This window comes from Paenarthrobacter sp. PH39-S1, from assembly GCF_030063245.1.
In the GTDB taxonomy this organism is placed as follows: Bacteria; Actinomycetota; Actinomycetes; order Actinomycetales; family Micrococcaceae; genus Arthrobacter_M.
In genome coordinates this window covers 80,639-105,707 of the sequence record NZ_JASISR010000007.1, presented here as the reverse complement: position 1 = coordinate 105,707, position 25,069 = coordinate 80,639, and the positions used below count along the sequence as shown (strand labels likewise).

The window sequence follows — 25,069 nt, the reverse complement described above, 5'->3', positions numbered from 1 at the left end:
CCCTTTATATTACTGATCCGATATATATCTGGAATGGAATCTTTAGACAATGAGTGACGAAACCCCTGCAGTGCCCGCGGGCGCTGAAGATGTTATTGAAGGTGCGGTACTGACCGACCGTGTGGAACAGGTGGACCTGCAGACTGAAATGCAGCGGTCCTACCTGGATTACGCCATGGCTGTCATCGTGGGCCGGGCGCTGCCCGATGTACGGGATGGCCTGAAGCCGGTGCACCGACGGGTGATCTACGCCATGTTTGACGGTGGCTACCGGCCGGAGCGCTCGTTCAACAAGTGCGCCCGAGTGGTGGGCGAAGTCATGGGTCAGTATCACCCACATGGAGATATGTCGATCTACGACGCTTTAGTGCGCCTGATCCAGGACTGGACCATGCGGTACCCCCTTGCGCTGGGGCAGGGGAACTTCGGCTCGCCCGGTAACGACGGAGCCGCAGCTCCGCGTTACACGGAAACCAAGATGGCTCCGCTGGCGATGGAGATGGTCCGCGATATTGACGAGGAAACTGTCGATTTTCAGGACAACTACGACGGTAAGAATCAGGAACCGACGATTCTTCCGGCCCGGTTCCCTAACCTGCTGGTCAACGGCTCCTCTGGCATAGCCGTCGGCATGGCGACGAACATCCCGCCGCACAACCTGCGTGAGGTGGCGGAGGGTGTGCAGTGGTACCTGGCCAATCCTGGGGCAAGCCGCGAAGAGCTGCTGGAGGCGCTGATCCTGCGCATCAAGGGACCCGATTTTCCCACCGGTGCCCAGATCCTCGGTCACAGCGGCATTGAGGACGCCTACCGAAACGGCCGCGGGTCGATCACCATGCGCGCCGTCGTGAATGTGGAGGAAATTCAGGGCCGGACCTGTCTGGTTGTTACGGAACTGCCTTTTCAAGCGAACCCTGACAATCTGGCGATCAAAATCGCGGAACTGGTCAAGGACGGCAAGATTTCCGGTATTGCCGACCTCCGCGATGAAACGTCAGGTCGTACGGGACAGCGGCTCGTCGTCGTACTTAAGCGCGACGCCGTCGCAAAGGTAGTGCTGAACAACCTCTACAAGCACACCCAGCTGCAGGACAACTTCGGTGCCAATATGCTGGCCATTGTGGATGGCGTCCCGCGTACCCTCAGCCTTGATGCGTTCATCAGACACTGGGTTACGCACCAGATGGATGTCATTGCCCGACGTACCCGGTATAGGCTCCGCAAGGCGGAGGAAGCGGCGCATATTCTGCGCGGCTATCTCAAGGCCCTCGATGCCCTGGATGAAGTCATTGCGCTGATCCGTCGGTCGCAGACCGTTGAGGATGCCCGCAATGGACTGATGGGCCTGCTGGAGATCGATGAGATCCAGGCGCAGGCCATTCTGGATATGCAGCTGCGACGTCTCGCCGCTTTGGAGCGGCAGAAAATCCAGGATCAGCACGCCAAACTCGAAGCCGAGATCGTTGAATACAACAGAATTCTCGCTTCGGAGGACGTTCAGCGCGGCATTGTCAGCACGGAACTGCAGGAGATTGCCGACAAGTACGGCGATGACCGCCGTACGCAGATCATGCTTGGATATGACCCGAACATGAGCATGGAAGATCTCATTCCCGAAGAGGAAATGGTGGTCACCATTACCCGCGGCGGTTATGTAAAGCGCACCCGCAGCGATAATTACCGCTCACAGCACCGCGGGGGCAAGGGCATCAAGGGTGCTCAGCTTCGTGGCGACGATGTAGTGGAACACTTCTTTGTCACCACGACACACCACTGGCTGTTGTTCTTTACCAACCTGGGCCGCGTGTACCGGGCGAAGGCTTACGAACTGGTGGAAGCCGGCCGGGATGCCAAGGGCCAGCATGTCGCAAATCTGCTGGCCTTCCAGCCGGACGAAACGATAGCCCAGGTGTTGGACCTGCGCGACTACGTGCAGTCGCCTTACCTGGTGCTGGCCACGAAAAATGGCCTGGTGAAAAAAACCCGGCTTGAGGACTATGACACCAACAGATCCGCTGGAGTGATTGCCATCAACCTGCGGGACGCTGATGAGCTGGTGTCGGCGCAGCTCGTTTCCGAAACGGACGATCTGCTGCTCGTTTCACGTAAGGGTCAATCGATCCGTTTTACGGCCACCGACGAGGTGCTGCGGCCGATGGGCCGGGCGACATCCGGTGTAACCGGGATGAAATTCCGTGGCACCGATGAGCTTCTGGCCGCGGATGTGGTGACCGAGGATTCCTTCGTGTTTATTGTCACTGAGGGCGGTTATGCGAAACGGACCGCCGTCAGCGAATACCGCTTGCAGGGCCGGGGCGGGCTGGGTATCAAGGTGGCAAAACTGGCCGAGGACCGTGGTGATCTGGTGGGCGCGCTCATCGTTCAGGAGGACGACGAAGTACTGGTGGTCATGGGCGGCGGCAAGATCGTGCGCTCCAACGTCAGCGAGGTCCCGGCAAAGGGCCGCGACACCATGGGAGTTGTTTTCGCCAAGCCAGACAAGAACGACCGCATCATCGAGGTGGCGCGCAACAGTGAGCGTGGCATCGAAATCGAGGAGTCCGAAGAGCCCGATGAGGACTCTACCGTGGACAACGCACCGGTTGCGGACGCGCACGGGTCCGCTGAAAGCGGCGATCAGCACGTCCATGAAGTACCGTTAACTGACGATGACGCTAGCAGTGGAGGTACCGATTGAGCACGAGTAACTCAAACCCCAGGCCGTCTACCGGCCCGCGGGTGAGTGCGCCGGCGCGGCCGCCGCAGCGCCCCGCTGCCCCCTCCGCAGCCCAGCGGCCCACGAACAGCAGGCCCGCCCTGGTTAAACCCGCGCCGAAGGCTAAGGCCAGGCGGGCCCGTCTGCTGGTCAGTAAGATCGATCCATGGTCCGTCCTGAAGATGGCCTTCCTGCTCTCCGTGGCGCTGGGTATTGTTACCGTGGTGGCCTCGATTGTGCTGTGGACGGTGCTGGATTTAACCGGCGTCTTCGAGAAAGTCAACTCGCTCATGACGGATATCCAGGGTTCGGAGGGCGGTGGGTTTGATCTGAAGAAATTTGCCTCGCTGGGACAGGTTGCGTCCTTCGCCACGATCATCGCGGTGGTCAACGTGGTGTTGCTGACGGCGCTGTCGATGCTCTCCGCCGTGCTGTACAACATCTCCGCCACCCTGGTGGGCGGCATCGGCGTGACCCTCACGGATGACTGATCCCTCATCGGTCCGGGACGGTGCCATCTGTTCAGTCGCCACGATTTGGGCAGAACGTGAAGGTGCTGTAAAGTTTTATTTCGGCCCGCCAAGGGCCGGAGGGCGCATAGCTCAGGCGGTTAGAGCGCTTCGCTGATAACGAAGAGGTCCCAGGTTCAAGTCCTGGTGCGCCCACGGAACCTACCCTCCGGAGGTACTTGTGAAGAAGTTGCTGGTTATTGGAGCGGCTGTTGCAGGGGCTTTGGTGCTTCGCAGGAAGTGGCAGGAATCCAAAGTTCAGAAAACCAACTGGAACCAGGCGACCGATAAGGTGGAATAGGTCCGGTTACACTGGTAGTACGAAGTATTCCTATGGGGGCATGGCGCAATTGGTAGCGCACCTGCTTTGCAAGCAGGGGGTTCGGGGTTCGAGTCCCCGTGCCTCCACCATAGAAAACGTCCCGGTCAGCATTTGCTGACCGGGACGTTTTGTCGTCGCCTCCGGTGGCCCTTGGGCAGCCTTCACGCGGCGGCTGGGCCGGTGACTTATGGTTGGAAAAGTGAACTATTTATTGGCCGCATTGGGTGTCATCGGCGTTTCTGCGTCCGGTCCCATTATGGCGGCAACGGCGGCGCCTGCTCTTGCCATAGCGTTTTGGCGGAACTCGCTGGGGGCCGTCATTATGGGTGTCCCTGCAGGGATCCGCCAGCGCACGCGTTTCCGTCAGCTTGGCACGGCGGAATATCAATGGTCGGCCATTGCCGCCGTGGCGCTGGCACTGCACTTTGCCTGTTTCATTTCCGCCTTGAAACTGACCAGCGTGGCTGCCGCCACCGCGTTGGTTTGTCTGCAGGCCGCCTGGATCGCCTTCTATCAGCTGTTCGGCGGCATCCGGCCCGCTCGTGCTGTCCTCGGCGGTTTAGGAATGGCCCTGGCCGGGGTGCTGGTGATTTCCGGCTTTGACCTGACGGTGTCGCCAGAGGCGATTCTGGGGGACGGGCTGGCAGTGGCCGGTGGCGCCCTGGCAGCCTTCTACACTATGGCGGGCGGGCAAGCGCGCCGCACCATGTCGACAGGCGTTTACACCACCCTGTGCTACGGAGCCTGTGCCCTCCTGCTGGCCGTGATGTGCGCGGCCCTCGGACAGCCCCTTACGGGATTTGATGGGAAGGCGTGGCTCGGAATTTTAGCCGTAACCCTGGTGGCGCAGATCATGGGGCACAGCATTTTCAATCACCTGTTGGCGACGATCAGCCCCTTGGTGGTCTCGATGATTATCCTGTTGGAGATTCCCGGTGCAGCTGTGCTCGCGGCGGTTTTCCTGGGTGAGAAACTTCCCGGCGGGACCTATGTGGGTCTGGGACTGATTCTGGTCGGCCTGGCGGTCGTGGTGCTGAGGCAGGGGCGGTCCGGGGTGAAAGCGCCACATCCTCCGCAGTAACCCAGCCGCCGCTCCGGATCAGCGCGGCCGGCGCGCCATTTGATTGACACCGGCGGTATGCAAGGACCTGAGGACCTTGGCGGGAAAATAGACCGAGAAATACACCACCATAGGAGCCTTGAGCGCAATCTTCCGCACGTTGTGGGCCTTGTAGGTGCGCTCGAAGCGGTTAACGTAATAGCGGTAATCCTTAAGGGAATCCTCCAGCCGGCGCGCGGACATACCGCTGACCATGGTGGGAACGTACTGAACCCTGAGCAGATGGTCCGCCAAATGCAGCGAAACGTCGATGTCCTCGTGCATCTCATCGCGTTCATCCCGACACGTCTCAGACCGGATTTCCTCCCACGCCGAACGGCGCAGAGCCATATTAGAGCCGAAGAGGAAATGGTACTGGTGCTTGGCCAGCCGCAGCATCAGCTGGCGCATTTTGTCGTCGGCTTTGAGACCGAAGCGGCGCAGCGGCATGTCGTAGTAGACCACCGGCCCTGTTACCGCGGAGACGGCGGGATCCAGGAAGGCATTCTGGACCTGTTCCACCCAATCCGGTTCCAGGACAGAATCGGCGTCGATGCGGCCCAGCACATCTCCGCTCGCCCGGTTGAGACCGAAATTGCGTGTTGGAATCAACCCCTGCTCCGCACTTTGATGCACCAGGAGTATCGGGCTTTCGGGGTATTCGGTTTGCATCTGACGGACTATCCGGCAGGTTTGGTCCGTGGATCTATTGTCCACGACAATGATCTCGTCTGCGGGGACCGATTGGTAGACGGCCGCCGTGAGACATTGCCGGATAACGCTTTCCTCGTTGTATGCCGGGATCACGATGGAAACGCTCGGCCGGGCCTCTGCCGCTGCAAAGGACCGTTCCGGGGAACCCTCATCGGCTGTTTCGTATGGCATTAGGCCAAATCTAGCACCCTGAACACGGCAGCGGAGGGACCCCACCGGGAGTCCCTCCGCTGCCTAACCCGGACGGCTCAGAAAAAAGAACCGGCCCGTACATTAACTTGTCTACTGATCTTTGGCTTTGTCCGCTGGATGATCAATATGCGCGGCGATGTTATTGACGGCGGTCTTGGCGTCCTTGGCTACGTGTTTGCTCACGCCGGGTGCTTCATCTGCGGCATTGACCGCGGACTCGGCTGCGTCGTCGGCTTTGTCGCCCACCGTGTCTTTAACGTCGTCGGCTTTGTCGCCCACCGTGTCTTTAACGTCGTCGGCTTTGTCGCCCACCGTGTCTTTAACGTCGTCGGCCTTGTCGCCCACCGCGTCTTTAACGTCGTCGGCCTTGTCCTTGGCGGCAGTGGCCAGGTCGTTAACCTTTTCCGCTGCGGCATCCTTGACGTCGCCTGCTTTGTCCTTGACTGCGTCGGTCAGGGAGGTCGATGGGGAAGGACTGACCGGAGCCGGGGTCTGCCAGGGATCTTCGACCGGTCGGGAAGCCCTCCAAGCGGCGGCACCGGCAGCCACCGCAGCGGCCACCACTCCGACGACGAGCCAGCCCTTATGGCCACTCTTGCCCTGTCGGGCCAGCTCCGCGGCGGTCTTCTTGCCGGCCTTCGCGGCGGCCTTCTGCGCTTTGGCGATAGTCTTCTTGTCGCCGGTGAGTTTTGCAACCACAACATTGACCTGTTCCGGTGTCTTGGCGTTTTCGAGTGCCTTGCCGAAGGCCTGCGCTGCGTCGCCCAATTTTCCGGAAAGCAGCGGCAGGTAGTCACCGACTACCTTGTTCTTGGCCGTTGAAATGGCGGGTGCAGCCTTGTCCAGGGTTTCCTGGATGCGAGGCGTTGCCCCATCCACCGCGTCCGAAATTCGCGGGGCCAGCCTTTCCAGTCCCTCCTGAATCCTCGGAGTCACATTCGCCACGCCCTCGGCGGTGTAGTGTGCTGCCTTGCGGAGGGTGTCCTGCACCATGGGAGAGGCGCTTTCAAGCCCTTTCTCCAATTTCGGGACGGCCCAGTTCAAGGCCGCCTCTACATGAGGAGCTGCCCAGTCGCGCGCAGTTTCCACGCTGTTGGTCAGCGTGTCCTCCAGGTCGTGGGTAATGCGGTCTGCTTTCTTCACAACTACCTCCCGGATTATTTGACAATTCCCTGTTTAGCCTACGTTGATTGGCTGCTCCCGGCTATTCCCGCAGCGTCGGCCGGTGGCGGCAGACGCCCAGATACTCCGTTGAATCGCTGTTTTAAGCGGAAATTCCGCTCCACGCCGGCGCACAGGTTCACTGAACGCTGAACTCCGGCAGCGGTACGGTGTCTTCACCGCCTAACGTGGCAGAATGGCGCCATGACTGCTATCCCAACCGCAAAAGCAACCATTCATACCAATCACGGAGATATCCTGGTTAACCTCTTCGGCAACCACGCCCCGAAGACGGTCAAGAACTTCGTTGGTCTGGCAACCGGAGAGATTGCGTGGAAGCACCCGGCCACGGGTGAAGAGAGCAACGCACCACTTTACAGTGGGACGATCTTCCACCGCATCATCAAAGACTTCATGATTCAGGCGGGCGACCCCCTGGGGCGTGGAACCGGCGGTCCCGGTTACCAGTTCGGCGACGAAATCCATCCGGAACTGAACTTCAACGAGCCCTACAAACTGGCCATGGCCAATGCCGGCCCCGGGACCAATGGCTCGCAGTTTTTCATCACCACCATTCCCACCGGTTGGCTGCAGGGCAAGCACACCATTTTCGGTGAAGTTGTCGATGCTGACTCCAAGGCCGTCGTCGACGTTATCGAAGGCGTATCCACCGGCCCGGGCGACAAGCCGCGCGAGGACGTTGTGATTAGCAGCATCACCGTCGAGCAGCTCTAACACCCATACCGTGACGTACCCGATTCCGACGGCCGGCACCCCAGCCGCGGTCCCTGTCTGCCCCCGCCACCCTGACCGCGTTTCCTACGTGCTCTGTCAGCGGTGCGGCCGGCCGGCATGCCCGGAATGCCAGCGCGGTGCCGCCGTCGGAATCCAGTGCGTTGACTGTGTGCAGGCAGCGGCCCGCGCGGCGCCGGTAAACCGCACCGCGTTCGGTGGGGAAGCGGTCCCCGGACGGCCGCTGGCCACCTACGTGATCATCGGCCTGTGCGCGCTGGTTTACCTCCTCGAATGGGTCCCCGGCCTGAATCTGGAGCAATCCGGCTGGTATGCACCCGTTTATACGGAAACGCAGCCGTGGCGCATGCTGACGTCAGCTTTTCTGCACTCGCAGGACTTCCTGCCGCACATTCTGTTCAATATGTATGCCCTCTGGATAATGGGCCGCGCCCTCGAACCCGCTCTCGGACGGCTGCGATTCGTGGCCCTTTACCTTGTATCGGCATTCGCGGGCTCCGTCGGCGTACTGCTGCTGGCCCCGGCTGGCGGTCCCGTGGTGGGTGCATCCGGCGCCATTTTTGGACTCTTCGGGGCGCTGTTCGTGATTCAGCGTCGGCGCGGCGGAGACGTACGGCAGATCGTCATCCTGATCGTCATCAACGCGGCCCTTGGTTTCATGGTGTCCGGCATTGCCTGGCAGGCCCATCTGGGTGGTCTGATCGCCGGTGGACTGGCCGCATTAATATTTGCACATGCACCGAAGGGGCCGCGCCAAGCCGGCATTCAGTTCGGTGGTATGGCGGTACTGGTTGTGCTGCTGATAGCGCTGACTATTGTCAGGACAGCGATGATCCACAATCTCGCCGTCCAGTACCAGCTTTAGGCCCTTGGCTTCCGCCTACGCTGTCCGTTAGCCTCCCGCCGGACGGAGCTCCAGGGCCGAAACGCTTGATCCGCTATTGAGCCAGCTGCCGGTAGGCAGAGCCGAAATGAATCAGTGGATCCATGGCGTTGATTCCCGAGGCGATGCTGCCCATGGCCACTACCTCGCCCACGATAATGAGGTGGGTTGCCGCCGTGTGGACAGCAGTGCTTCGCACTTCGAAATACGTCAAGGAACCGTCGACGACGGCGGCGCCCGTCGCCTTTCCGCGGCGGTATGGTACCTGTGCCAGCAACCCCTCCAAGGGAGTTCCTGGGCTGGCGAGCCAGTTAGCCACGCCCTGATGCGTGCTGCCAAGCAGGCTCAACGCCCAGCTGCCCGATGTCCTGACAGCCTCTGCAATACGGGACTCAGCATAGAGGCACACCAGCATAGTCGGGGGATCATAGGAGACCGAAAGGAACCCGCTCACCGTCGCGGCGTAATCGCGCCCACGCACCACGGTACTGACGACCGCGACCCCGGAAGCTGCGTCGGCGCTGAGCCCGCGGTAGAGCGCAATGTCCTCGTCCGACGGTTCCGGTGATGTCAGCAGGCGGCTCTGAAGCGGCTCCGGATTTTCCATCTCTCCATCGTGCCACGCCCGGACCAGCCGGTTATCCACAGGTCTATCCACAGCTGGGCATAAGTTACACGTCTGTAGTTCGATTCCTCATCCGTGATGGGTTATCCACTTATCCACAGCGCTATCCACAATGGGTATAACTTACATAGCTGTCATTCACAGCTATGCACGCGGCGAGCCCCTGGCAATGCGCAAATTCGACGTTTTTCCCGAGCAACTTGTCCACCCCTGTGGATAAGTATGTCAACACGCTGGGGATAAATCTGGGTCTCCGCTATCGAATGTAGGAATCAGGGTTTCGCGTGGTCGCGTCCCGTTCCGTCAGCGTGGAGGCGTGGAGGCGTGGAGGCGTGGAGGCGTGGAGGCTTGGAGGCGCCCGAGGGACGCATGGCAGGTCTCTCGTCGTGGCACCTTCATCGTCGTCGTGGTTTAGCTGGCCAACCCAGGAACATGACCCATCACCCGGGACGGGAGTATGGTAAGCGTACTGACGATTGAATCCACGATCGTCATCCCTGTCGTTCCGGTCGAAGGAGACGTTGTGAGTACGAAGGTTGAGAAAAATGTCATGGTGAACGTGCCGGTGAGCACTGCGTACAACCAATGGACCCAGTTCGAGGACTTCCCCCACTTCATGGGTGGGGTGAAAAGCGTGACCCATCTCAGCGATGACCGGCTGGAATGGGTTGCTGAAATCGCCGGCGTGCGCCGGAAATGGGAGGCCAAAATTCTGGAGCAGGTGCCGGACCGTAAGATCGCCTGGGCAGCGACTGAGGGCGCCACCAACGCGGGTTCGGTGACGTTCGAGGACGTGGGAGGCGGGCAGACGCAGGTTCATCTGTCCCTCGACTATGAGCCGGAGGGGTTGGTGGAGAAGATAGGTGACAAGCTGAACGTGGTGGAGAACCAGGCGGCAGGTGATCTGGACCGGTTCAAGACATTTATCGAGGCGGAGGGGTACGCCTCCGGAGCCTGGCGGGGGACGATCAGCGAAGGCGCAGCCGTCGGAACACCTGGTGTGAGGGACGCCGACCAATCACAAGGGGACAGCGGCAAGGCCGGCGTATCCGGGAAGGTGGCGGCCGGTATCGGATTGGCTGCTGCAGCAGCGGCCGTGGGGGTCGCTGCAGCGGCGTCCGGCAAAGACTCGAAGGAAAAGACGGATACGGTCGCTCCTGAGGTTGTTGCCCCGAACCGGCCGGAGGACGCCTATGCGGCGACGCCGGGTCATGTCATCGCAGCCGATGACGCTGTTGCGGGCGGTGCGCGCCTGCCAATGCCTGCCGGCGAGAGATCCGATGCGCACCCCTTCGACCAGACCAATGGCCTCATCGATGTCGGCGGCGATTCGGATGGAACCGCAGAGAGTGACACCAAGAGCGTGGCAGACCGTGAAGACGACGTTGACACTGGCAGTCGGATTCTTCCGCCAAACCTGCCGGGCGGAAACGTCAGCGGGCAACACTAGGAAGCGGCGGCTGCGGATCATGGGGCGGCCATAGGCCGACGGAGCGGAGCCAAACGACGGCCTCCGCTCCGTCGTGTTCCAGGACAGTCGCTGTGAGGCTATAAGCGCCGACCTCAACCTCGGCGATGAACTGGAAGGGCGGCTCGGCCAGAGCCATGCTGGGCCTGTTGGAACTCGGTCGATATGATGAAGATTTACGCCCGGCTCGACGGATTAGAAGGAATCTAAAATGGCGAATGAAGAAGTTCATGAGGAAGAGCCCGGTTCCACTGTTCGTGGTTCTTCGGAGGCAAGGGGTAAAGAATCCGACAACCGTCGTGGTTCCCCTGAAAACTTGGCTCCTGGTGAAGTGACTAAGGATGCCAAAGGGCTCGGAGCGATTTTCGGGGACGCGGATCGTTCAGCTGTCGACGATCCGGTAAAACCCCCGAGCGAGGCTGAATCGGCTGCCATGACCGAAATGGACAGAAAATTCACCAGTCACGAATCAGAAAGCGGCGAGAAGTATCTTACCGAAGATGATTGATTCTCCGCGGGGCGTCGAAAAACTGCAAATCTGACAGCATCGGCTCTCGAGCGCTAGCCTCACGAATACCGAGGCCAGCCACCAGTGACAACGGCCGCGCTGAATGTCCGAAGGCGACTGCACCCGTTCAGAGGTCGCCAACGCGCTCACGGCGAGAATCGGCCTGGTCGGCTCCGGCTGCGAAGACCCACTCTTCCACCACTCATCCACTGGCCCATCGGCGTGGGCATGGATCGAAATGACAGCTACTGCGAGGATTACACCCAAATGGCGGCATCAACTCCAGGGCAAGGACTTACTTCCCGGGCAGGCCAGGGCGCCACATCACGGCTGCCCGCTTTGGCACCTGCCCTATTCCGGCAGGCCGGCCGTCCGTAGACTGGGATTGCGTCAGAACAGAAGCAGTCCGCATCGTGGGAAAGGCAGATCGATGACCAGGAACAGCGATTTTGAAGAAACTGCGGGGTCGCATGGCGGCGCCGACGAGCCTGACCCCAGCGTCGTACCTGACGACGGCGCCGTCGTGCCGAATGGGGGCGAGGACCGCGGCCGCTACGTTAAGGGTTCCTACGGCAAAGCCGGCAGCGAGCCCGGGCACCGTGCCGGATCGGGCGAGGGTCATTACGTCGAGGGCGACTACGGGAAGGCCGGCAGCGAGGGCGGCGCAGAGGAACCTGGCGCGGCGGAGGAAACCGGTCGATTTGTGGAGGCTGATTACGGCGAGGCCGGTGCGGTGCCGCCACGCACCGGCGAATTCGAGGTTGGGCAGTACGCCGAGGGTGACTACGGGACCGGGGGAACCGTGGAGCCGCGGAACAGGTCTGCCAAGGACGGCCAGTAGCGGCCCGGTCAGTAGCGGCCCGGTCAGTAGCGGGACGGCCAGTAGCGGCCCGGTCAGGAACGATTAGTTCCGTCACGAAACGGTGACAGCTTCCCCAAAAGGACCCCCGCCGTCGTCGTCGTTCCCGTTACCCGTGGAAAGGCGCTCTCAGCCGGCCCCGGCCGGGCCGGGCCTGCGTCGGTTCGGGTCGGCCCGGAGCTAGGACCGCCAGCGGGTGGTCATCAAAAAACCGGCAATGGCGATTGCGAAGCCGATCAGGATATTCCCATTGCCGATGTTCGGCAGTGGGAATGCGCCGTTGCTGATGTAAAAGACAATGATCCAGAAAAGCCCGATCAGCATAAGTCCGAACATAACGGGCTTGAACCAGACGGCGTTGGGCATGTTTGCCTTGGCTGCCGGCTGCTTCTGGCCGCCACGGCTTGGCTGGCGGCGCGATTTTGACTCGGGCACAGGATCTCCTTGACGGGCAGGCACCAGTGGTGCGCTCTTGCTGTATTGGGGGCAGTCCGGACGCTTGATATCCTGCATAGGGGGGGCAGTCCACCGGACCGGATCTGTTCGGTTGCTGGCTGCAATTCTAGCTGTAAGCGCGGCGAAATCGGGTCACCGGGACTCGAAGCGGAATCCAGGAAGACGGTACTGCTGCTGATGGTCTGCGTATTTCGTCGGCGTTCACAGTTCAATCCGCTCACCGACTCAACGATAGGTGCCAGAAAACCATGAGCACACGCATTTTAGTCGTCGACAACTACGACAGTTTCGTCTACACCCTCGTGGGATACCTTCAGCAGCTCGGTGCCGAAACCACCGTGGTACGCAACGACGACGTGACACTGGCCGAGGCCATGGAACTCGCCGGCCCAAGGGACGGCGTTCTGATTTCGCCCGGCCCGGGGACCCCGGCCGAGGCAGGCATCTGCATCGAGCTGATCAAATGGTGCGGGCACGAGGCCAAGCCCATGCTGGGGGTCTGTCTGGGCCATCAGGCGCTGGCGGAGGCCTACGGCGGCAGGGTGACGCACGCCCCGGAACTGATGCACGGCAAGACGTCCCCGGTGGAACATGTAGGGCGGAACGTCTTCGCCGGTCTGCCGAGCCCCTTCACCGCGACGCGCTACCACTCGCTGGCGGCCGTGCGGGAGACAATTCCGGCCGAGCTGGAGATCACGGCGGCAACGCCTAATGGCGTGGTCATGGGTCTGGCCCACCGCACCGCCCCACTGTATGGCGTGCAGTTCCATCCAGAGTCGGTGCTGACCGAAGGCGGATACCTGATGCTGGGCAATTGGCTGGAGTCCCTGGGTCTGGCCGGAGCGGCGGCCAAGGCTGCCGGAATGAGTCCGTTGATCAGCAAATAACGGGGCACCTGTCCCTCGGAGGCGGCGGTCAGCCTTTCGGCGCCCCCGATGCCGTGCAGTCCTTGTTCTTCTTGGAAGCGCAGTCCGACGGCGTCGCTGACGCTGTGGGTGTGGGTGTTGGCGTTGAGGTCGGGAGTGGTGGTGGTGCAGGGGCCGAGGCAATTTCCACCGTGATGGTGGAGAACTGATCGACGCTGGAGCCGGCGTCGGCGGACTGATTGGTCACCTTGCCCGCCTCCACCACCGAATTCTCCTTCTCCACAAAGGCCATCTGTAGAGTGCCGGAGGCGTTCTTGACGGCCTGTTCGGCTTCCGCCTGCGTGAAGCCAAACAGCGAGGGCATCGTGACCTTGCCGGTGGATACCATCAGATCCACTTTTGACCCTGCCGCCGCGACCTGTCCGGGGGAGGGACTCGTGGTCACCACCAGGCCAGCGCCGATGGTTCCGTCATTGACTTGCTTCGTCTCGCCCGGAAGCAGCCCCAGCGCCTTGATCGCGTCCCGAGCGGTCGCCTCGGTGACGTTCACCAGGGAACTGGGAATCTGCACGGTGGACGGCCCATCGGAAATAATCAATTTGATGCTGGACCGTGGATCCACCCGCTGCCCGGCGGTGGGATCCGTACCAATTGCCTGCCCCTTGGGAAGCGCCTCATCATAGCGGCGCTGCAGCGTAGGCCGCAGGTCGTCGCTGTATAGTTTGGCCATCGCATCCGTCTCCGCCATGGTGCGCACGGTGGGGATTTGGATCTGGACCGTCGCCGCCGGTTTTGCATTGAATAGGCCGTAAGCGAGCACGCCGCCCCCGGCCAGCATCAGGGCCAGCAGGACAAAAAGTGTAACAATCCATGCCCGGCGGCGCCGCTTGGAAGTCCGGTCCCGCTCCTTCTCCGCGGGAAGTCCCAGCGGCAGCGCGTCAGGATCCTCATCCGGGGCGTCCCCGGTGGTGAGGGGGCCTCCGGCGAGCACCTTGGCCATCGCGCGGGTGGAGGGGCCGCCGTCGTGCGGGTGATCGGCCGCGGCAGGCCGTGGGACACTGCTCACGGCGGTGACCGCGGGCGGCGTGTGCGCGGGCTGGAGACCGTACATTTCGGTCGGCGCCTCGCTGGCGGAGAAGGGGGACAGCTGCACGCCGCCCTTGGCGGCCCGTAATGCCCGACGGAAAGCGGCAGCATTCTGGAACCGATCGGCCCGATTCTTCTCCAGGGCGCGCAGCACAACGCTGTCCAGCGCAGGCGAGACCAACGAGTTGAAATAGCTCGGCGCTTCGGGAGTCTCGCGCACATGCTGGTACGCCACGGAAACCGGGCTGTCCCCCATGAAGGGTGGGCGTCCGGTGAGCAACTCGTAAAAGAGGCAGGCGGCCGAGTAAAGATCGCTGCGCTCATCCACCGTTTCTCCACGCGCCTGCTCGGGCGACAGGTACTGTGCCGTGCCGATCACGGCCTGGGTCTGCGTCATGGTGGCGGATGAATCGGCGATGGCACGGGCAATGCCGAAGTCCATCACCTTGACGGCATTTCCGTCCTGGGTGACCATCACATTGGCGGGTTTAATGTCCCGATGCACGATGCCCGCACGGTGACTGTACTCCAGCGCGGACAGCACGCCCAGGGTGTAGTCGATCGCATGGTCGATGCTCAGTTCCTTGCTCCTGACCAGGTCCCTCAGCGTCCGGCCGGAAACGTATTCCATCACGATGAACGGCATTCGGGTGCCGTCGCTCAGGGGGTCACCGACACTGTGGTCACCCGTGTCGTAGACCGCGACGATCGAGGGGTGGTTCAGTCCCGCCACGGCCTGTGCCTCACGCCGGAACCGGGCCTGCAGCTGCGGGTCCCGGGCCAGGTCCGCGCGCAGCAGTTTGACCGCCACGGTGCGTCCAAGCCTGGTGTCCCGGCCCATGTAGACGTCCGCCATGCCGCCGCGGCCCAGCAGCCGGCCCAGTTCATAGCGACCGTTAAGGACGCGCGGGATATTCATGGATCAGCGGTCCCTTCCGTGTGACGAGGTCATTGTGATGCATTAAATCTGATGCGGTTATGTGCTTGCGGGTGAAGCACGACGGCGGCGGGTTGCCTAGGGTGCGGGGGCCGGGGCGGGGGCAGGTGCCTGGGGGTCGACAGGTGCGGGTGCCTGTGGGGCAACAGGTGCGGGTGCCTGTGGGGCAACAGGTGCAGATGCGGTGGGCGCGGCGGTACACGTGGTTCCGGGTGTCTCGGCGGGCTTGCAGGGCGTTGGTACCGTCGCACGTGGGCCGGTGGAGGAGATTACATAGTTCACCACCGAACCCTTGACAACGGAGACACCCGACTGCGGTGACACCGAGATCACGTCACCTTTGGCCACTGTGTCACTAGGCTGCTGGGTAGCCGTTCCGAGAACGAGACCTGCCTGGGTAAGGGCACTGTTCAGCTCGGCGACAGTAGCACCCGGTGAGACCGCGGGAACAGTCACCATTTCCGGTCCCTTGGAGTATGTCACCGTGATGGTGCTGCCCTTTTCGACGGCTCCCGCCGGGTCGATGCCCGTGACAACGTTGACCGCGTTAGTCGAATCGAAGACCGGATTGGCCTTCACCTGCATCCCCAAATTGGTGAGAGCGGTCTGGACTTCGCTGAACGGCCTGCCGTTGTACTGGTCAGGGAAGAGCGTGACCAAGTCGGAGGCAGTCGTAGGAGGGGCTGTTGTGGGGCTGATGGCGGTCGGACTGACCTTGGTGCTGGTCGGCGCCGCGCTAGCGTGGGTCACGGTGGCACTCGTGCCGGGACTGGACGTTACCGGCGTCGACTTGGGCGTGAAGACTCCCAACTGCTGCAGCAGCACCATCGCGATGACAAAGAGCAGCAGCAGGATCAGGGCAACAAGCGGCCAGGTCCACGGGCTGCGGTCCCGTCTGGCAGGAGTCTCTCCGTCGGATTCGCCGTTGTCGTCATCCTCCCAGGCACGCTCCGCCGTCAGAGCCTCCACGCGGGAGAGCGAATTGCCGTTACCGGCTTCGGCACTGATGGCAGCGGCCGCCACGGTGGGCAGGGCCGACGTTGCCATGGCGGATTGATCCGCCGGGACAGCCGTGGTCGCGGCGGTTCCCTGCAGGTCCACGGGCGCGGTGATGGGCCCGGTGGTAGATTCGAAGAGCAGCATCCCAGGAGCGGCCGCATGGGCGGCCTTGATGTCGCCGTTGCGGATGGCCTCCGCCGCGTCGGCCAGTTTGTTGGCATTGGCGGGACGGTTGGCCGGGTCCTTGGCCAGCATGGACATCAGCAAGGCACGGACCGGGGTCGGAAGGGTTTCCGGCAGCGGCGGCGGGGCATCATTGACCTGGGCCAGGGCAATCGCGATCTGCGATTCGCCGGAGAAAGGCCGATGGCCGGTGATGCACTCGTAACCGATGATGCCGAGGGAATAGATGTCGCTGGAACCGGTGGCGATCTGCCCGGTGGCCTGCTCCGGGGCCAGGTACTGCGCCGTGCCCATGACCTGGCCGGTCTGGGTGAGGGGGACTTGGTCCGCGAGCCGGGCGATGCCGAAGTCGGTGATCTTGACGCGGCCCTCGGGAGTGATCAACAGGTTTCCGGGCTTCACATCCCGGTGCACCAGCCCCTGCGCATGCGCGACGGACAGCGCCCGGGCGGTCTGTGCAATGATCGACAGCGTCCGGTCCGAGGAGAGCACATGTTCGTGTTCGATGATGCTGGACAGCGGATCCCCGGGCACCAGCTCCATCACCAAGTACGCCGAGCCGTCCTCTTCGCCATAATCAAAGACATTGGCGATGCCGACGTGGTTCAGTAAGGCAGTATGGCGGGCCTCCGCCCGGAACCGCTCCCGGAAGCCCGGATCCCCCGTGTACTCCTCCTTAAGGATTTTGATAGCCACAGTCCGGCCCAGGACCAGGTCCTTTGCCCGCCAGACCTCGCCCATCCCACCAATCGCAATGCGTGATGTGAGCTGGAACCTGCCGCCTAAGGTGATTCCCGAAGTAGGCCTCACTTATTCAACACCGCCTCGATAAGTTTGCTTGCGTTAGGACTGGTCAACTGTGCTCCGGTGGCGATATCGACATTCGCCATGACGATCGATACCACCACTTGAGGGTCTTGTGCCGGGGCGAATCCAGTGAACCAGGCGTTGTTGTTCACAACGCCGGGAATACCCTCGGCGGTGCCGGTCTTTCCCGCCACCTCGATGCCCGGGACGCTCGCCGCGTGGGCGATTCCCTTGTCCACCACGTTGGTCATCCATTGGGTCATCTGGGCGGCAATCTCCCGAGTGGTGGACTGGCGCAGCACCTGCGGGGTCAGCTCTTGGACGGGCTTAAGGTCCGGCGTGCGGATGGTCTTGACCATGTTCGGTTTCATTTGCGTTCCGCCGTTTGCGATGGCCGCCGTCATCATCGCTATCTGCAGCGGGGTCGCCTGAACATCCTGCTGACCGACGGCGCTGCGGGCCAGCTCCGCGGGCCCGAGCTGTCCCTTGCTGCCGGGGAACTTGCTGGCAGTGACCTGGTCGGGAATAAACAGCGAGTTGTCGCTGAAACCGAACTTATTGGCCTGGTCGGTAATCGCATTCTGGCCAAGATCCAGCGCGATCTGGGCAAATGGCGTGTTGCAGGATTGTTCCAGGACGAACGAAAAATCGGCCTCGCTCTTGGCCGCGCAACCGCCGTTGACGTAGTTGGGCAGCGTCGCGTCCGTCCCGGCGAAACTCAGGGCGGGCGGGTTCGGCAGGACGGAGTCCTTGGTGTACTTGCCCGAGGCCAGGGCAGCGGCGGTGTCCACGAGCTTGAAAACAGAACCCGGGGAATACAGTTTCGTGTACGCACTGGAACCGAACATATTAATGCCGTCGATTCCCAGCAGCTTGTTGTAGTTTTCCGTCACCGCGGCAAAATCGTGGCTGGCCAGCAGATTCGTATCGTAGGACGGCTTGGAGACCATGGCGATGATGGCACCGGTCTTGGGATTCATCACCACGATGGAACCCTTCTGCCCGTCCGGAATCATGTCGTACGCCATCTGCTGGATCGTCGGATCAATGGTCAGCTCCACCGACCGTCCCTTGGGCTGGGCGCCGGAGAGCAGCGATACCACACGGTCGTAGAAGGCACCGGGCGTCTCGCCGGTCAACTGCGGATTCTCCGCCTTTTCGATCCCGTACTGTCCATATGCCTGGGAGAAGAATCCGGTCAAGCCGGCATACAGCTCCGGCTGGTTATAGACGCGCTGGAATTTGCACTTGTCGGTGGACGGAACAGACTCGGCAATCGGCTGACCGCCGACCAGAATCGAGCCACGGTCGTTGCAGAACTGCTGGATCAGCCCACGGCTGTTCAACGCGTTGTTTTTGAGATCGTCGACGGCAAAGAACTGCACATAGGTGATCGAGCCGAAGACCAAGGCAAAGAGCACGATGGCGACGACCCACGAATTGCGGATGGCCTGGTTCACGGTTTGTTCACCGCCTCGGTAGGAGCCTTGATGGAACGCGGAGTCGGCACACGGGATCCGGCGGATGCCGCACCTGCGGGCTGCCCGTGGGGCGTACCGGCATCCTTGGGCGCGGATGTGGAAATAGGCCGCCGCGCGGCATCGGAAATCAGCAGCAGCAGCGCCACGATTATCCAGTTGGCCAGCAGCGAGGAGCCGCCGGCTGCGAGGAACGGCGTCGTCAATCCGGTCAGCGGAATCAACCGGGTCACGCCGCCAATAACGACGAAACACTGCAGCCCAATAGCGAAAGAAAGGCCGACGGCGAGTAGTTTGCCGAAGGCGTCCCGGGTGCCGAGCGCGGCCCGGAAACCGCGGGTGATGAGCAGCAGGTACATCAATACGACGGCGAACAGGCCGATCATGCCCAGTTCTTCGCCGAGGGACGCGATGATCATGTCGCTGTTGGCCAACGGGACGATGTCCGGGCGGCCCTGCCCCAGTCCGGAACCGACCAGGCCACCGCTGGCCATCCCGAACAATCCCTGCACGATCTGGTAGCTGCTGCCGACACTCCGTCCGATGACCTCTGGGTCAAAGGCATGCGCCCATGTGTTGACCCGCAAACCGACGTGCGGGAAGATCCTGATTGCCATGAAACCGCCGAAGGCTATCAGCACCAGCCCGATCATGACCCAGCTGATCCGGCTGGTGGCCACGTAGATCATGATCATGAAAAGCCCGAAAAACAGCACTGACGTGCCGATGTCGTGTTGAAAGACGAGAACGCCGACGCTCGCCAGCCACGCGACGATCATAGGTCCCAAATCACGGGCCCGCGGCAGCTGGAGGGGACCGACTTTCTTTCCGGCCAGCAGGATCAGGTCACGGTTCGAGGATAGGTACCCCGCGAAGAATACTGCAAGGGTGATCTTGGCGATTTCGCCCGGTTGGAAGGAATTGTCTCCGATTCTGATCCAGACGCTGGCCCCGTTGACGTCGCCGGCGCTGATGCCGGGAATGAGGGGCAGAAGGAGCAGTACGACGCTGACGATGAGGGAAATGTAGGTGAACCGCCGCAGGATGCGATGGTTACGGAGGAACCAGATGACCGCCACCGCAGCAACAACCGCCACCGTGGTCCATAACCATTGACGCGGTCCGGCGGAGTCGCCGGTGGCTATGTCCAGCCGGTGGATCATGGCCAGTCCGATGCCGTTCAGGGCAACCACAACCGGAAGTATTACCGGATCAGCATATTTAGCCCGAAGGCGCAGCGACATATGCATGGCCAGGGCGAGTACCGCGAGCACCGCCGCCTGCGAGTAAAAATCGGAATCGAAGGGGCGGTCCAAGTTGATATCCACGAGAGCGTTGGCGGAAATTCCGACGCCCAAAGCCAATATCAGGAGCAGCAGTTCGATATTCCGCCTCGGTTTGGCGACGGTCTGCAGTTGACTCATTGAGAACCTCCCACACATGCTCTTCCGGTTGCTCCGGCCGGGGAGGTGGATGCGGCCCCTCCGCTCGGGGCGGTCGATGCGGTCCCGCCCGTCGAACCCGCGGGGGTGGGGCTTGTCGAGACCGCCGGCGAAGGCGAGGGGCAGGGGGGAGCTCCGGTACCGGTGCCCAGCTGCAGATCAATGATGATCTGTTGTGCGTCGGCAAGGCCGGCGGCCGGAACGGTCTGGGCAACGCGCTGTTGGGAGAAATCCGGCAGTGTGGAAACGTCGACGCCCGTTTCACGGTAAACATGGGACAGCGCAATGGGTCCCAGAGACTGCGAGACGCCGTTAAAGATCGCCACGTGTCCATTGGCCTGGCCCACATAATAGCGGGTCTGGGTCCACGCATAACCGAGCCACAGGCCCAGGATCAGGACCACCAGCACGACGGCGGCGATCACCGTCCAGAGAACATTCCGCCGCCGGGGCGGAATGGAATTTTCGGTTTCGTAGCCATCGTCCGTTTCATCCTCGGGCACGGATTCGGGCTTATGGGTGAGGACCGCCGCGGCCCTTAGCGCTGCCGGGCGGCCGGCAAGTGCGGGGATTTTACCTTCGGCGGCGGCCGTGACGGCTGCGCCCACCAGTTCATGTGGACGGCCGGCAAGTTCGGCGCTGATGACCTCGGCACTCAGATGTGCACCCAATTCGGCGGACTCTTCGTCCACCGCCTCGCCCGTCGGGGAAGCCGCAGGTCCGGCAGAATTCACAGCGGCTCCCGGCTGGGCGTGTGCCGCGCCGTCGACATCTGCCCTGTCAGCCTGCACGCTGTAAGGGTGTACGCTGTCAGCCTGCAGGGTGCCTACCTCCACGCCGGCAACCTCGACCGGGCGCTTTCGCTCGGAAAGCACAGCGGCGGGCGCGGCTCGGACGGCAGGAGGTGCCGCCGTCGGCCCTTCGGTGCGGCCGGGAACGGGCAATGCGGGCAGCCTGGCGGTGTCAAGGTCCTCCGCCGTGGCCTCCACGACTTCAAAAACGACCACGGTGATGTTGTCGGGCGCGCCGGCGGCCAGAGTCAGCTCTATCAGTGTGTCCGCGCAGTCGGCAAGGCTGCGCGTAGTGCGGACCACCTCCTCCACTGTCTCGTGGCGTACGAAATTCAGCCCGTCCGAACACAACAGCCAGCGCTCGCCCGGAACGGCGTCGAAGGTGGTCAGGTCCAGCTCGGGGGACGCATCGACGTCGCCGAGCACCCGCATGAGCACGTTCTTGTGCGGATGGCTTTCGGCTTCCTCCGGACGCAGCCGGCCCTCATCGATCATGCGCTGAACGAAGGTGTGGTCCTTACTGATCTGCTCAAAAACGCCGTCTTTGAGCCGGTACGCGCGGGAATCACCTATGTGGGCGAATTCCAGCCTGGCACCGGAGAGCAGCAGCGCCGTCACCGTAGTGCCCATGCCCGCCAATTTGGGGTTTACATCAACGAGGTCAGAGAGCAGCGAGTTGGCCGTCTGGATCTCGTCGGCCAAGTAGGTACCCGCGTCGCCCTGATATCCATCCCGGTCCAGGTGAATCAGATCCAGCACTGTCGAGGCGCTGGCAACATCTCCGCCGGCGTGCCCACCCATACCGTCGGCTACGACGGCCAGATAATGGCCGGCATATGCTGAGTCGTCGTTCTTGGCCCGGACCTTGCCAACGTCTGAGCGCGCGGCATAGCGCAGGACCAGTGGGCGTTCAGCCATGATCACGGCCTCAATTCAATGACCGTCTTACCGATCCGAACCGGGACGCCGAGCTCCACGGGCAACGCCCGGGTCAGCTGCTGATCGCCCAGATACGTGCCGTTTGTCGAGCCGAGATCTTCAATGAACCAGCGGCTGCCCTGCGGGAACAGGCGTGCGTGCCGGCCGGAGGCGTAGTCATCTTCAAGGACCAGGGTGGCTTCCTGTGCACGTCCGAGCAGAATCGGCGTTCCGGTCAGCTCCAATGTTTGCCCGGCCAGCGGGCCCTCCGTCACGACAAGACGGTGCGCCTGAGCACGGGCCGGAGGCTGCTCATCCACCAGTTCGGGATGTTTGCGGGCCTGCCGGGCGGTGGGTGTTCCAACCTTCGTCATGCGGCCGATCACGAGATCCCGGCGCATGGCGCTCACCACGCTGAAGATCATCACCCACAGCAGCAGGAGGAAACCGAAGCGCAAAACGGTGACGGTCAGTTCGCTCATCCGCGTCCGCCGTTCTTGACCGGAAGCAGCCGGAAAACGATTTTGGTCCGGCCCATCGTCACGGTTGAGCCGTCGGTGAGCTCGGCGGTGCCGGAGACCTTGCGTCCGTTGACATAGCTCCCATTGGTGGAACGCAAATCCACAGCGACGGACTGTCCGTTCTCGGTGCGGATTTCAAGATGCTTACGGGAGACGCCCGTGTCATCGATGAGGATGTCGGCCTCCGAGGACCGGCCCAAAATAATGCTCGGCGCGTTGAGCGAGTAGCGTTGCCCGTCGATGTCCAGCACGGGCTGAAGATTCTGCACGGCGGCACGGGCGGGCTGACGCGGCGGGGCAGCGGGTACATTGGCCGGGTATCCAGGGTGCGCCGGAACGGAGGCCTGGTTTTCTTCAGGATCGGGCTCGGCTGGACGCCGGCCGGCTTTTTCGGTCCGTGAGCTGATTTCGAAGATGCCCGTCTTTAGTCCGGCGTCCTGGTGGAAGGCCACCCGGACCGGGCCCTGCAGCACGTAGCCCTGACTGCGGCAATGATCGATGACCACGTCGCACAGCTCTTCGGCAAGTGCGGTGCCCCAGCTGCGGGCGCGTTCGAAGTCCTGCTCACTGAGCTGGATTTCAAAGACATTGGGGGTCAAGGTACGGCCGGCGGCCAGCGTCATGGCTTTATCATCCAGCTCTCGGCGCAGCCGGCTTGCGATTTCGACCGGCTGCATCTGGGCCTTGGAACCGCGTGAGAAGGCGCCGCGGACGGCTTTTTCGATGCCCTTTTCGACATTATCCAGTAATCCCATCGGCTCTCTCCTCACGTGTTCTCGTTGTCCGGCCAGTCCTGCGCCGCCGCCGGTCAGCTTACGGGTTGGCAGCTGTTCCGGCGCTGCGGCGCAGTGCGGACGCTCCAATAGCGGGAGGTCCGGCAAAAGTTCGCTCACCCCGATACTACTGGGCCAGTCTGCGAAAACCGTATCTGCCAACGGATCAGGGCGTAGATTCATCCTTGGGTACGGTTTCGTATGTGCCGGGTTGGTTCCATCTGTTTCCCCCTGTGGCTGTCGCGCGCCGGCCGTGACGAGCTCATCGAACCGCCTGCGGTCGGAGGATGGAGCCCGCGCCGGAGCCGTTTAGGTGTTTCGGCCAGGTGTCCGGTAATCTTGATCTCGCTGTTCTTTTGGTTCCGGTTTTTGAACCGGAAGCCCACAAGACAGCAGCGCGCGAGTGGCGGAACGGCAGACGCGCTGGCTTCAGGTGCCAGTGTCCGAAAGGGCGTGGGGGTTCAAATCCCCCCTCGCGCACGCTTAGCAGTTTCAGACTGGAAACGGTTTGACATCAGGAAAGTCCCGCAAGTTTCGGCCTGCGGGACTTTTTTATGGTCCGGGACAGGTTGCGGGTTCGGCTCCGGACGGCGGCCAGGATCATTTGACGTAGCGCCAGAGGTACTCGCCATAGTGATGGCGGCCCTGGATGACCACCAGGGGAAAGATATGCGCTCTCCTGCCATGCGGCGTAGTCGTCAGCGGCCATGAGGACCGCGTTTCCGGCCCTGACGTGGTACCAGAACTTTGTACCGCGTGACCGGGCTCTCACCGGGGAATAGTCGGTGCGCGGTGCCCGTTGCGCCAGCTGAACCCGCCCCAACCGGAAAGAGCCCCGTGAATCTGTTTTCCCCTTTGACCCTCGGTCCCCTGGAACTGCCCAATAGGTTGGTGATGGCCCCCCTCACCCGGTCGCGCGCCGGACGCGATGGTGTACCCGGGCCGCTGATGGTGAAACATTACCGGCAGCGTGCCTCGCTTGGACTGATCGTCAGCGAAGGAACCTACCCGAGCCATGCCGGCCAGGGGTTCCCGGGCCAGCCTGGCCTGGTGACGGCGGAACAGCTTGCCGGCTGGGGAAAGGTCACGGAGGCGGTCCACGCCGACGGTGGCCGCATCTTTGCCCAGGTCATGCATGCCGGCCGTGTCACCCACGAGGCCACCACCGGCGGATACGCCGTGGTCGGGCCCAGCCCGGTCGCGATCGATGGGGTTACCAGGACGTACGACGGTAAGCAGCCGTATCCTGTCCCGCACGAGCTCACCGCTGCAGAGCTGCCGCTGGTTTGCGCGGAGTTTGTCCAGGCGTCCCGTAACGCGGTAGAGGCCGGATTCGACGGCGTTGAACTGCATGGCGCGAACGGTTATCTGCTGCACGAATTCCTGGCTCCCTCCACTAACCGGCGCGTGGACGGTTATGGCGGCTCTCCGGCAGCCCGGGCGCGCTTTGTTGTCGAAGTTGTGCGGGCAGTGGCGGCGGAGATCGGGGCCGACCGGGTGGGAATCCGTGTTTCACCCGAGCACAATGTCCAGGGGACGATGGAAACCGATGCCGACGACGTCCGGGCCACCTACGGTGCGCTGGTGGACGCGATCGCGCCGCTGGGGTTGGCCTATTTGAGTATTCTGCATAAGGATCCGGCCGGAGACCTGGTGCGCCTTTTACGCGCTAGGTTCGAAGGTCCGCTGCTGATCAACAGCGGCTTCGGCGTCCTGACAACGCGTGATGAAGCGCTGGCCCTGATGGCGGACGGCCATGCTGATGCCGTCGTGGTGGGCAGGCCGGCGATAGCCAATCCCGATCTGGTCCGCCGGTGGCGGGAGGACCTGCCGTTGAATACGCCGGACCCGCTGACTTTTTACACCGAGGGGGCACGCGGATACACCGACTATCCGGTGCTGGGGCACTAACCAACGTAACGGACGAGTCCGGCCGGGATCGCGGCGTCGAGGAACCCGCCGTCCCCTCCGGCGCCGTGAGTGTGTGGCAGGATGGACCAAAA

22 protein-coding genes and 3 tRNA genes are annotated in these 25,069 nt (G+C 62.4%); 14 read left to right on the top strand and 11 right to left on the bottom strand.

The window, feature by feature from the left end; genetic code table 11:
* Nucleotides 1-49 precede the first annotated feature (49 nt).
* The 6 genes from gyrA (at nucleotide 50) to QMG52_RS06545 (ending at nucleotide 4,628) form a co-directional block, all read left to right on the top strand.
* Complete coding sequence (gene gyrA, locus QMG52_RS06570; protein ID WP_283559625.1) at nucleotides 50-2,698, top strand: DNA gyrase subunit A; 2,649 nt, start codon at nucleotides 50-52, stop codon at nucleotides 2,696-2,698.
* Nucleotides 2,695-3,207, top strand: a complete 513-nt coding sequence (locus tag QMG52_RS06565; RefSeq protein ID WP_283559624.1) for a DUF3566 domain-containing protein — start codon at nucleotides 2,695-2,697, stop codon at nucleotides 3,205-3,207. Before gyrA ends, QMG52_RS06565 begins: the two co-directional genes overlap by 4 nt.
* A gap of 100 nt (nucleotides 3,208-3,307) precedes the next feature.
* Nucleotides 3,308-3,381 (top strand) — tRNA-Ile (locus QMG52_RS06560).
* Between the two features lie 25 nt (nucleotides 3,382-3,406).
* Nucleotides 3,407-3,526, top strand: coding sequence for a DLW-39 family protein (locus QMG52_RS06555; protein ID WP_283559623.1), 120 nt, complete (start codon nucleotides 3,407-3,409; stop codon nucleotides 3,524-3,526).
* A 34-nt stretch (nucleotides 3,527-3,560) separates the two neighbouring features.
* A tRNA-Ala gene (locus QMG52_RS06550) sits at nucleotides 3,561-3,636 on the top strand.
* 110 nt (nucleotides 3,637-3,746) lie between these two features.
* Nucleotides 3,747-4,628 (top strand): DMT family transporter, encoded by an 882-nt coding sequence (locus QMG52_RS06545; RefSeq protein WP_283559622.1) that lies wholly within the window; start codon nucleotides 3,747-3,749, stop codon nucleotides 4,626-4,628.
* An 18-nt stretch (nucleotides 4,629-4,646) separates the two neighbouring features.
* On the opposite strand, the gene QMG52_RS06540 is transcribed toward QMG52_RS06545, so the two are convergent.
* Together QMG52_RS06540 and QMG52_RS06535 are read right to left on the bottom strand one after the other, a co-directional pair.
* Nucleotides 4,647-5,531 (bottom strand): glycosyltransferase family 2 protein, encoded by an 885-nt coding sequence (locus QMG52_RS06540; RefSeq protein ID WP_283559621.1) that lies wholly within the window; start codon nucleotides 5,529-5,531, stop codon nucleotides 4,647-4,649.
* 111 nt (nucleotides 5,532-5,642) lie between these two features.
* Nucleotides 5,643-6,695 carry a hypothetical protein gene (locus QMG52_RS06535; RefSeq protein WP_283559620.1) on the bottom strand — a complete coding sequence of 351 codons (1,053 nt, stop codon included), beginning with the start codon at nucleotides 6,693-6,695 and terminating at the stop codon, nucleotides 5,643-5,645.
* A 222-nt stretch (nucleotides 6,696-6,917) separates the two neighbouring features.
* On the opposite strand from QMG52_RS06535, the gene QMG52_RS06530 reads away from it, so the two are divergent.
* A complete protein-coding gene (locus QMG52_RS06530; RefSeq protein ID WP_283559619.1) occupies nucleotides 6,918-7,448 on the top strand; it encodes a peptidylprolyl isomerase in 531 nt (176 codons plus the stop codon).
* A gap of 10 nt (nucleotides 7,449-7,458) precedes the next feature.
* Nucleotides 7,459-8,331, top strand: coding sequence for a rhomboid family intramembrane serine protease (locus QMG52_RS06525; protein ID WP_283559618.1), 873 nt, complete (start codon nucleotides 7,459-7,461; stop codon nucleotides 8,329-8,331).
* 73 nt (nucleotides 8,332-8,404) lie between these two features.
* On the opposite strand, the gene QMG52_RS06520 is transcribed toward QMG52_RS06525, so the two are convergent.
* Nucleotides 8,405-8,995, bottom strand: a complete 591-nt coding sequence (locus tag QMG52_RS06520) for a flavin reductase family protein (RefSeq protein WP_283559617.1) — start codon at nucleotides 8,993-8,995, stop codon at nucleotides 8,405-8,407.
* 502 nt (nucleotides 8,996-9,497) lie between these two features.
* Here QMG52_RS06520 and QMG52_RS06515 point away from each other — a divergent pair.
* The 3 genes from QMG52_RS06515 to QMG52_RS06505 all read left to right on the top strand — a co-directional run bounded on the left by QMG52_RS06515 (nucleotide 9,498) and on the right by QMG52_RS06505 (nucleotide 11,791).
* The gene (locus QMG52_RS06515) at nucleotides 9,498-10,424 is read left to right on the top strand and encodes an SRPBCC family protein (RefSeq protein ID WP_283559616.1); all 927 of its coding nucleotides are present in this window, start codon (nucleotides 9,498-9,500) and stop codon (nucleotides 10,422-10,424) included.
* A gap of 229 nt (nucleotides 10,425-10,653) precedes the next feature.
* Nucleotides 10,654-10,950: a hypothetical protein gene (locus QMG52_RS06510; protein ID WP_283559615.1), complete on the top strand. Its 297-nt coding sequence runs from the start codon at nucleotides 10,654-10,656 to the stop codon at nucleotides 10,948-10,950.
* Nucleotides 10,951-11,380: 430 nt separating this feature from the next.
* Complete coding sequence (locus QMG52_RS06505) at nucleotides 11,381-11,791, top strand: hypothetical protein (RefSeq protein WP_283559614.1); 411 nt, start codon at nucleotides 11,381-11,383, stop codon at nucleotides 11,789-11,791.
* A 198-nt stretch (nucleotides 11,792-11,989) separates the two neighbouring features.
* Here the strand turns inward: QMG52_RS06505 and QMG52_RS06500 are convergent, their stop codons facing one another.
* Nucleotides 11,990-12,244, bottom strand: coding sequence for a cell division protein CrgA (locus QMG52_RS06500; RefSeq protein ID WP_283559661.1), 255 nt, complete (start codon nucleotides 12,242-12,244; stop codon nucleotides 11,990-11,992).
* Nucleotides 12,245-12,513: 269 nt separating this feature from the next.
* Here QMG52_RS06500 and QMG52_RS06495 point away from each other — a divergent pair, with 269 nt between their 5' ends.
* Entirely contained in the window at nucleotides 12,514-13,152 is a 639-nt protein-coding gene (locus tag QMG52_RS06495; RefSeq protein ID WP_283559613.1) for an aminodeoxychorismate/anthranilate synthase component II, read from the top strand.
* 28 nt (nucleotides 13,153-13,180) lie between these two features.
* Here the strand turns inward: QMG52_RS06495 and pknB are convergent, their stop codons facing one another.
* From pknB to QMG52_RS06460, 7 genes are all read right to left on the bottom strand, one after another.
* Nucleotides 13,181-15,136 carry a Stk1 family PASTA domain-containing Ser/Thr kinase gene (gene pknB / locus QMG52_RS06490; RefSeq protein ID WP_283559612.1) on the bottom strand — a complete coding sequence of 652 codons (1,956 nt, stop codon included), beginning with the start codon at nucleotides 15,134-15,136 and terminating at the stop codon, nucleotides 13,181-13,183.
* A 96-nt stretch (nucleotides 15,137-15,232) separates the two neighbouring features.
* Nucleotides 15,233-17,146, bottom strand: a complete 1,914-nt coding sequence (locus tag QMG52_RS06485) for a protein kinase domain-containing protein (RefSeq protein WP_283559611.1) — start codon at nucleotides 17,144-17,146, stop codon at nucleotides 15,233-15,235.
* Nucleotides 17,143-18,603 carry a peptidoglycan D,D-transpeptidase FtsI family protein gene (locus tag QMG52_RS06480; protein WP_283559610.1) on the bottom strand — a complete coding sequence of 487 codons (1,461 nt, stop codon included), beginning with the start codon at nucleotides 18,601-18,603 and terminating at the stop codon, nucleotides 17,143-17,145. The genes QMG52_RS06485 and QMG52_RS06480 overlap by 4 nt, the downstream gene beginning before the upstream one ends.
* The gene (locus QMG52_RS06475) at nucleotides 18,600-20,045 is read right to left on the bottom strand and encodes an FtsW/RodA/SpoVE family cell cycle protein (protein WP_283559609.1); all 1,446 of its coding nucleotides are present in this window, start codon (nucleotides 20,043-20,045) and stop codon (nucleotides 18,600-18,602) included. The genes QMG52_RS06480 and QMG52_RS06475 overlap by 4 nt, the downstream gene beginning before the upstream one ends.
* A complete protein-coding gene (locus tag QMG52_RS06470) occupies nucleotides 20,042-21,772 on the bottom strand; it encodes a PP2C family protein-serine/threonine phosphatase (RefSeq protein WP_283559608.1) in 1,731 nt (576 codons plus the stop codon). Before QMG52_RS06470 ends, QMG52_RS06475 begins: the two co-directional genes overlap by 4 nt.
* A 2-nt stretch (nucleotides 21,773-21,774) precedes the next feature.
* The gene (locus tag QMG52_RS06465; protein ID WP_283559607.1) at nucleotides 21,775-22,254 is read right to left on the bottom strand and encodes an FHA domain-containing protein FhaB/FipA; all 480 of its coding nucleotides are present in this window, start codon (nucleotides 22,252-22,254) and stop codon (nucleotides 21,775-21,777) included.
* The gene (locus QMG52_RS06460) at nucleotides 22,251-23,048 is read right to left on the bottom strand and encodes an FHA domain-containing protein (protein ID WP_283559606.1); all 798 of its coding nucleotides are present in this window, start codon (nucleotides 23,046-23,048) and stop codon (nucleotides 22,251-22,253) included. Before QMG52_RS06460 ends, QMG52_RS06465 begins: the two co-directional genes overlap by 4 nt.
* Before the next feature lie 415 nt (nucleotides 23,049-23,463).
* Between QMG52_RS06460 and QMG52_RS06455 the strand changes: the two genes are divergently transcribed.
* A tRNA-Leu gene (locus tag QMG52_RS06455) sits at nucleotides 23,464-23,546 on the top strand.
* Between the two features lie 363 nt (nucleotides 23,547-23,909).
* Nucleotides 23,910-24,977, top strand: a complete 1,068-nt coding sequence (locus QMG52_RS06450; RefSeq protein ID WP_283559660.1) for an alkene reductase — start codon at nucleotides 23,910-23,912, stop codon at nucleotides 24,975-24,977.
* Nucleotides 24,978-25,069 lie beyond the last annotated feature (92 nt).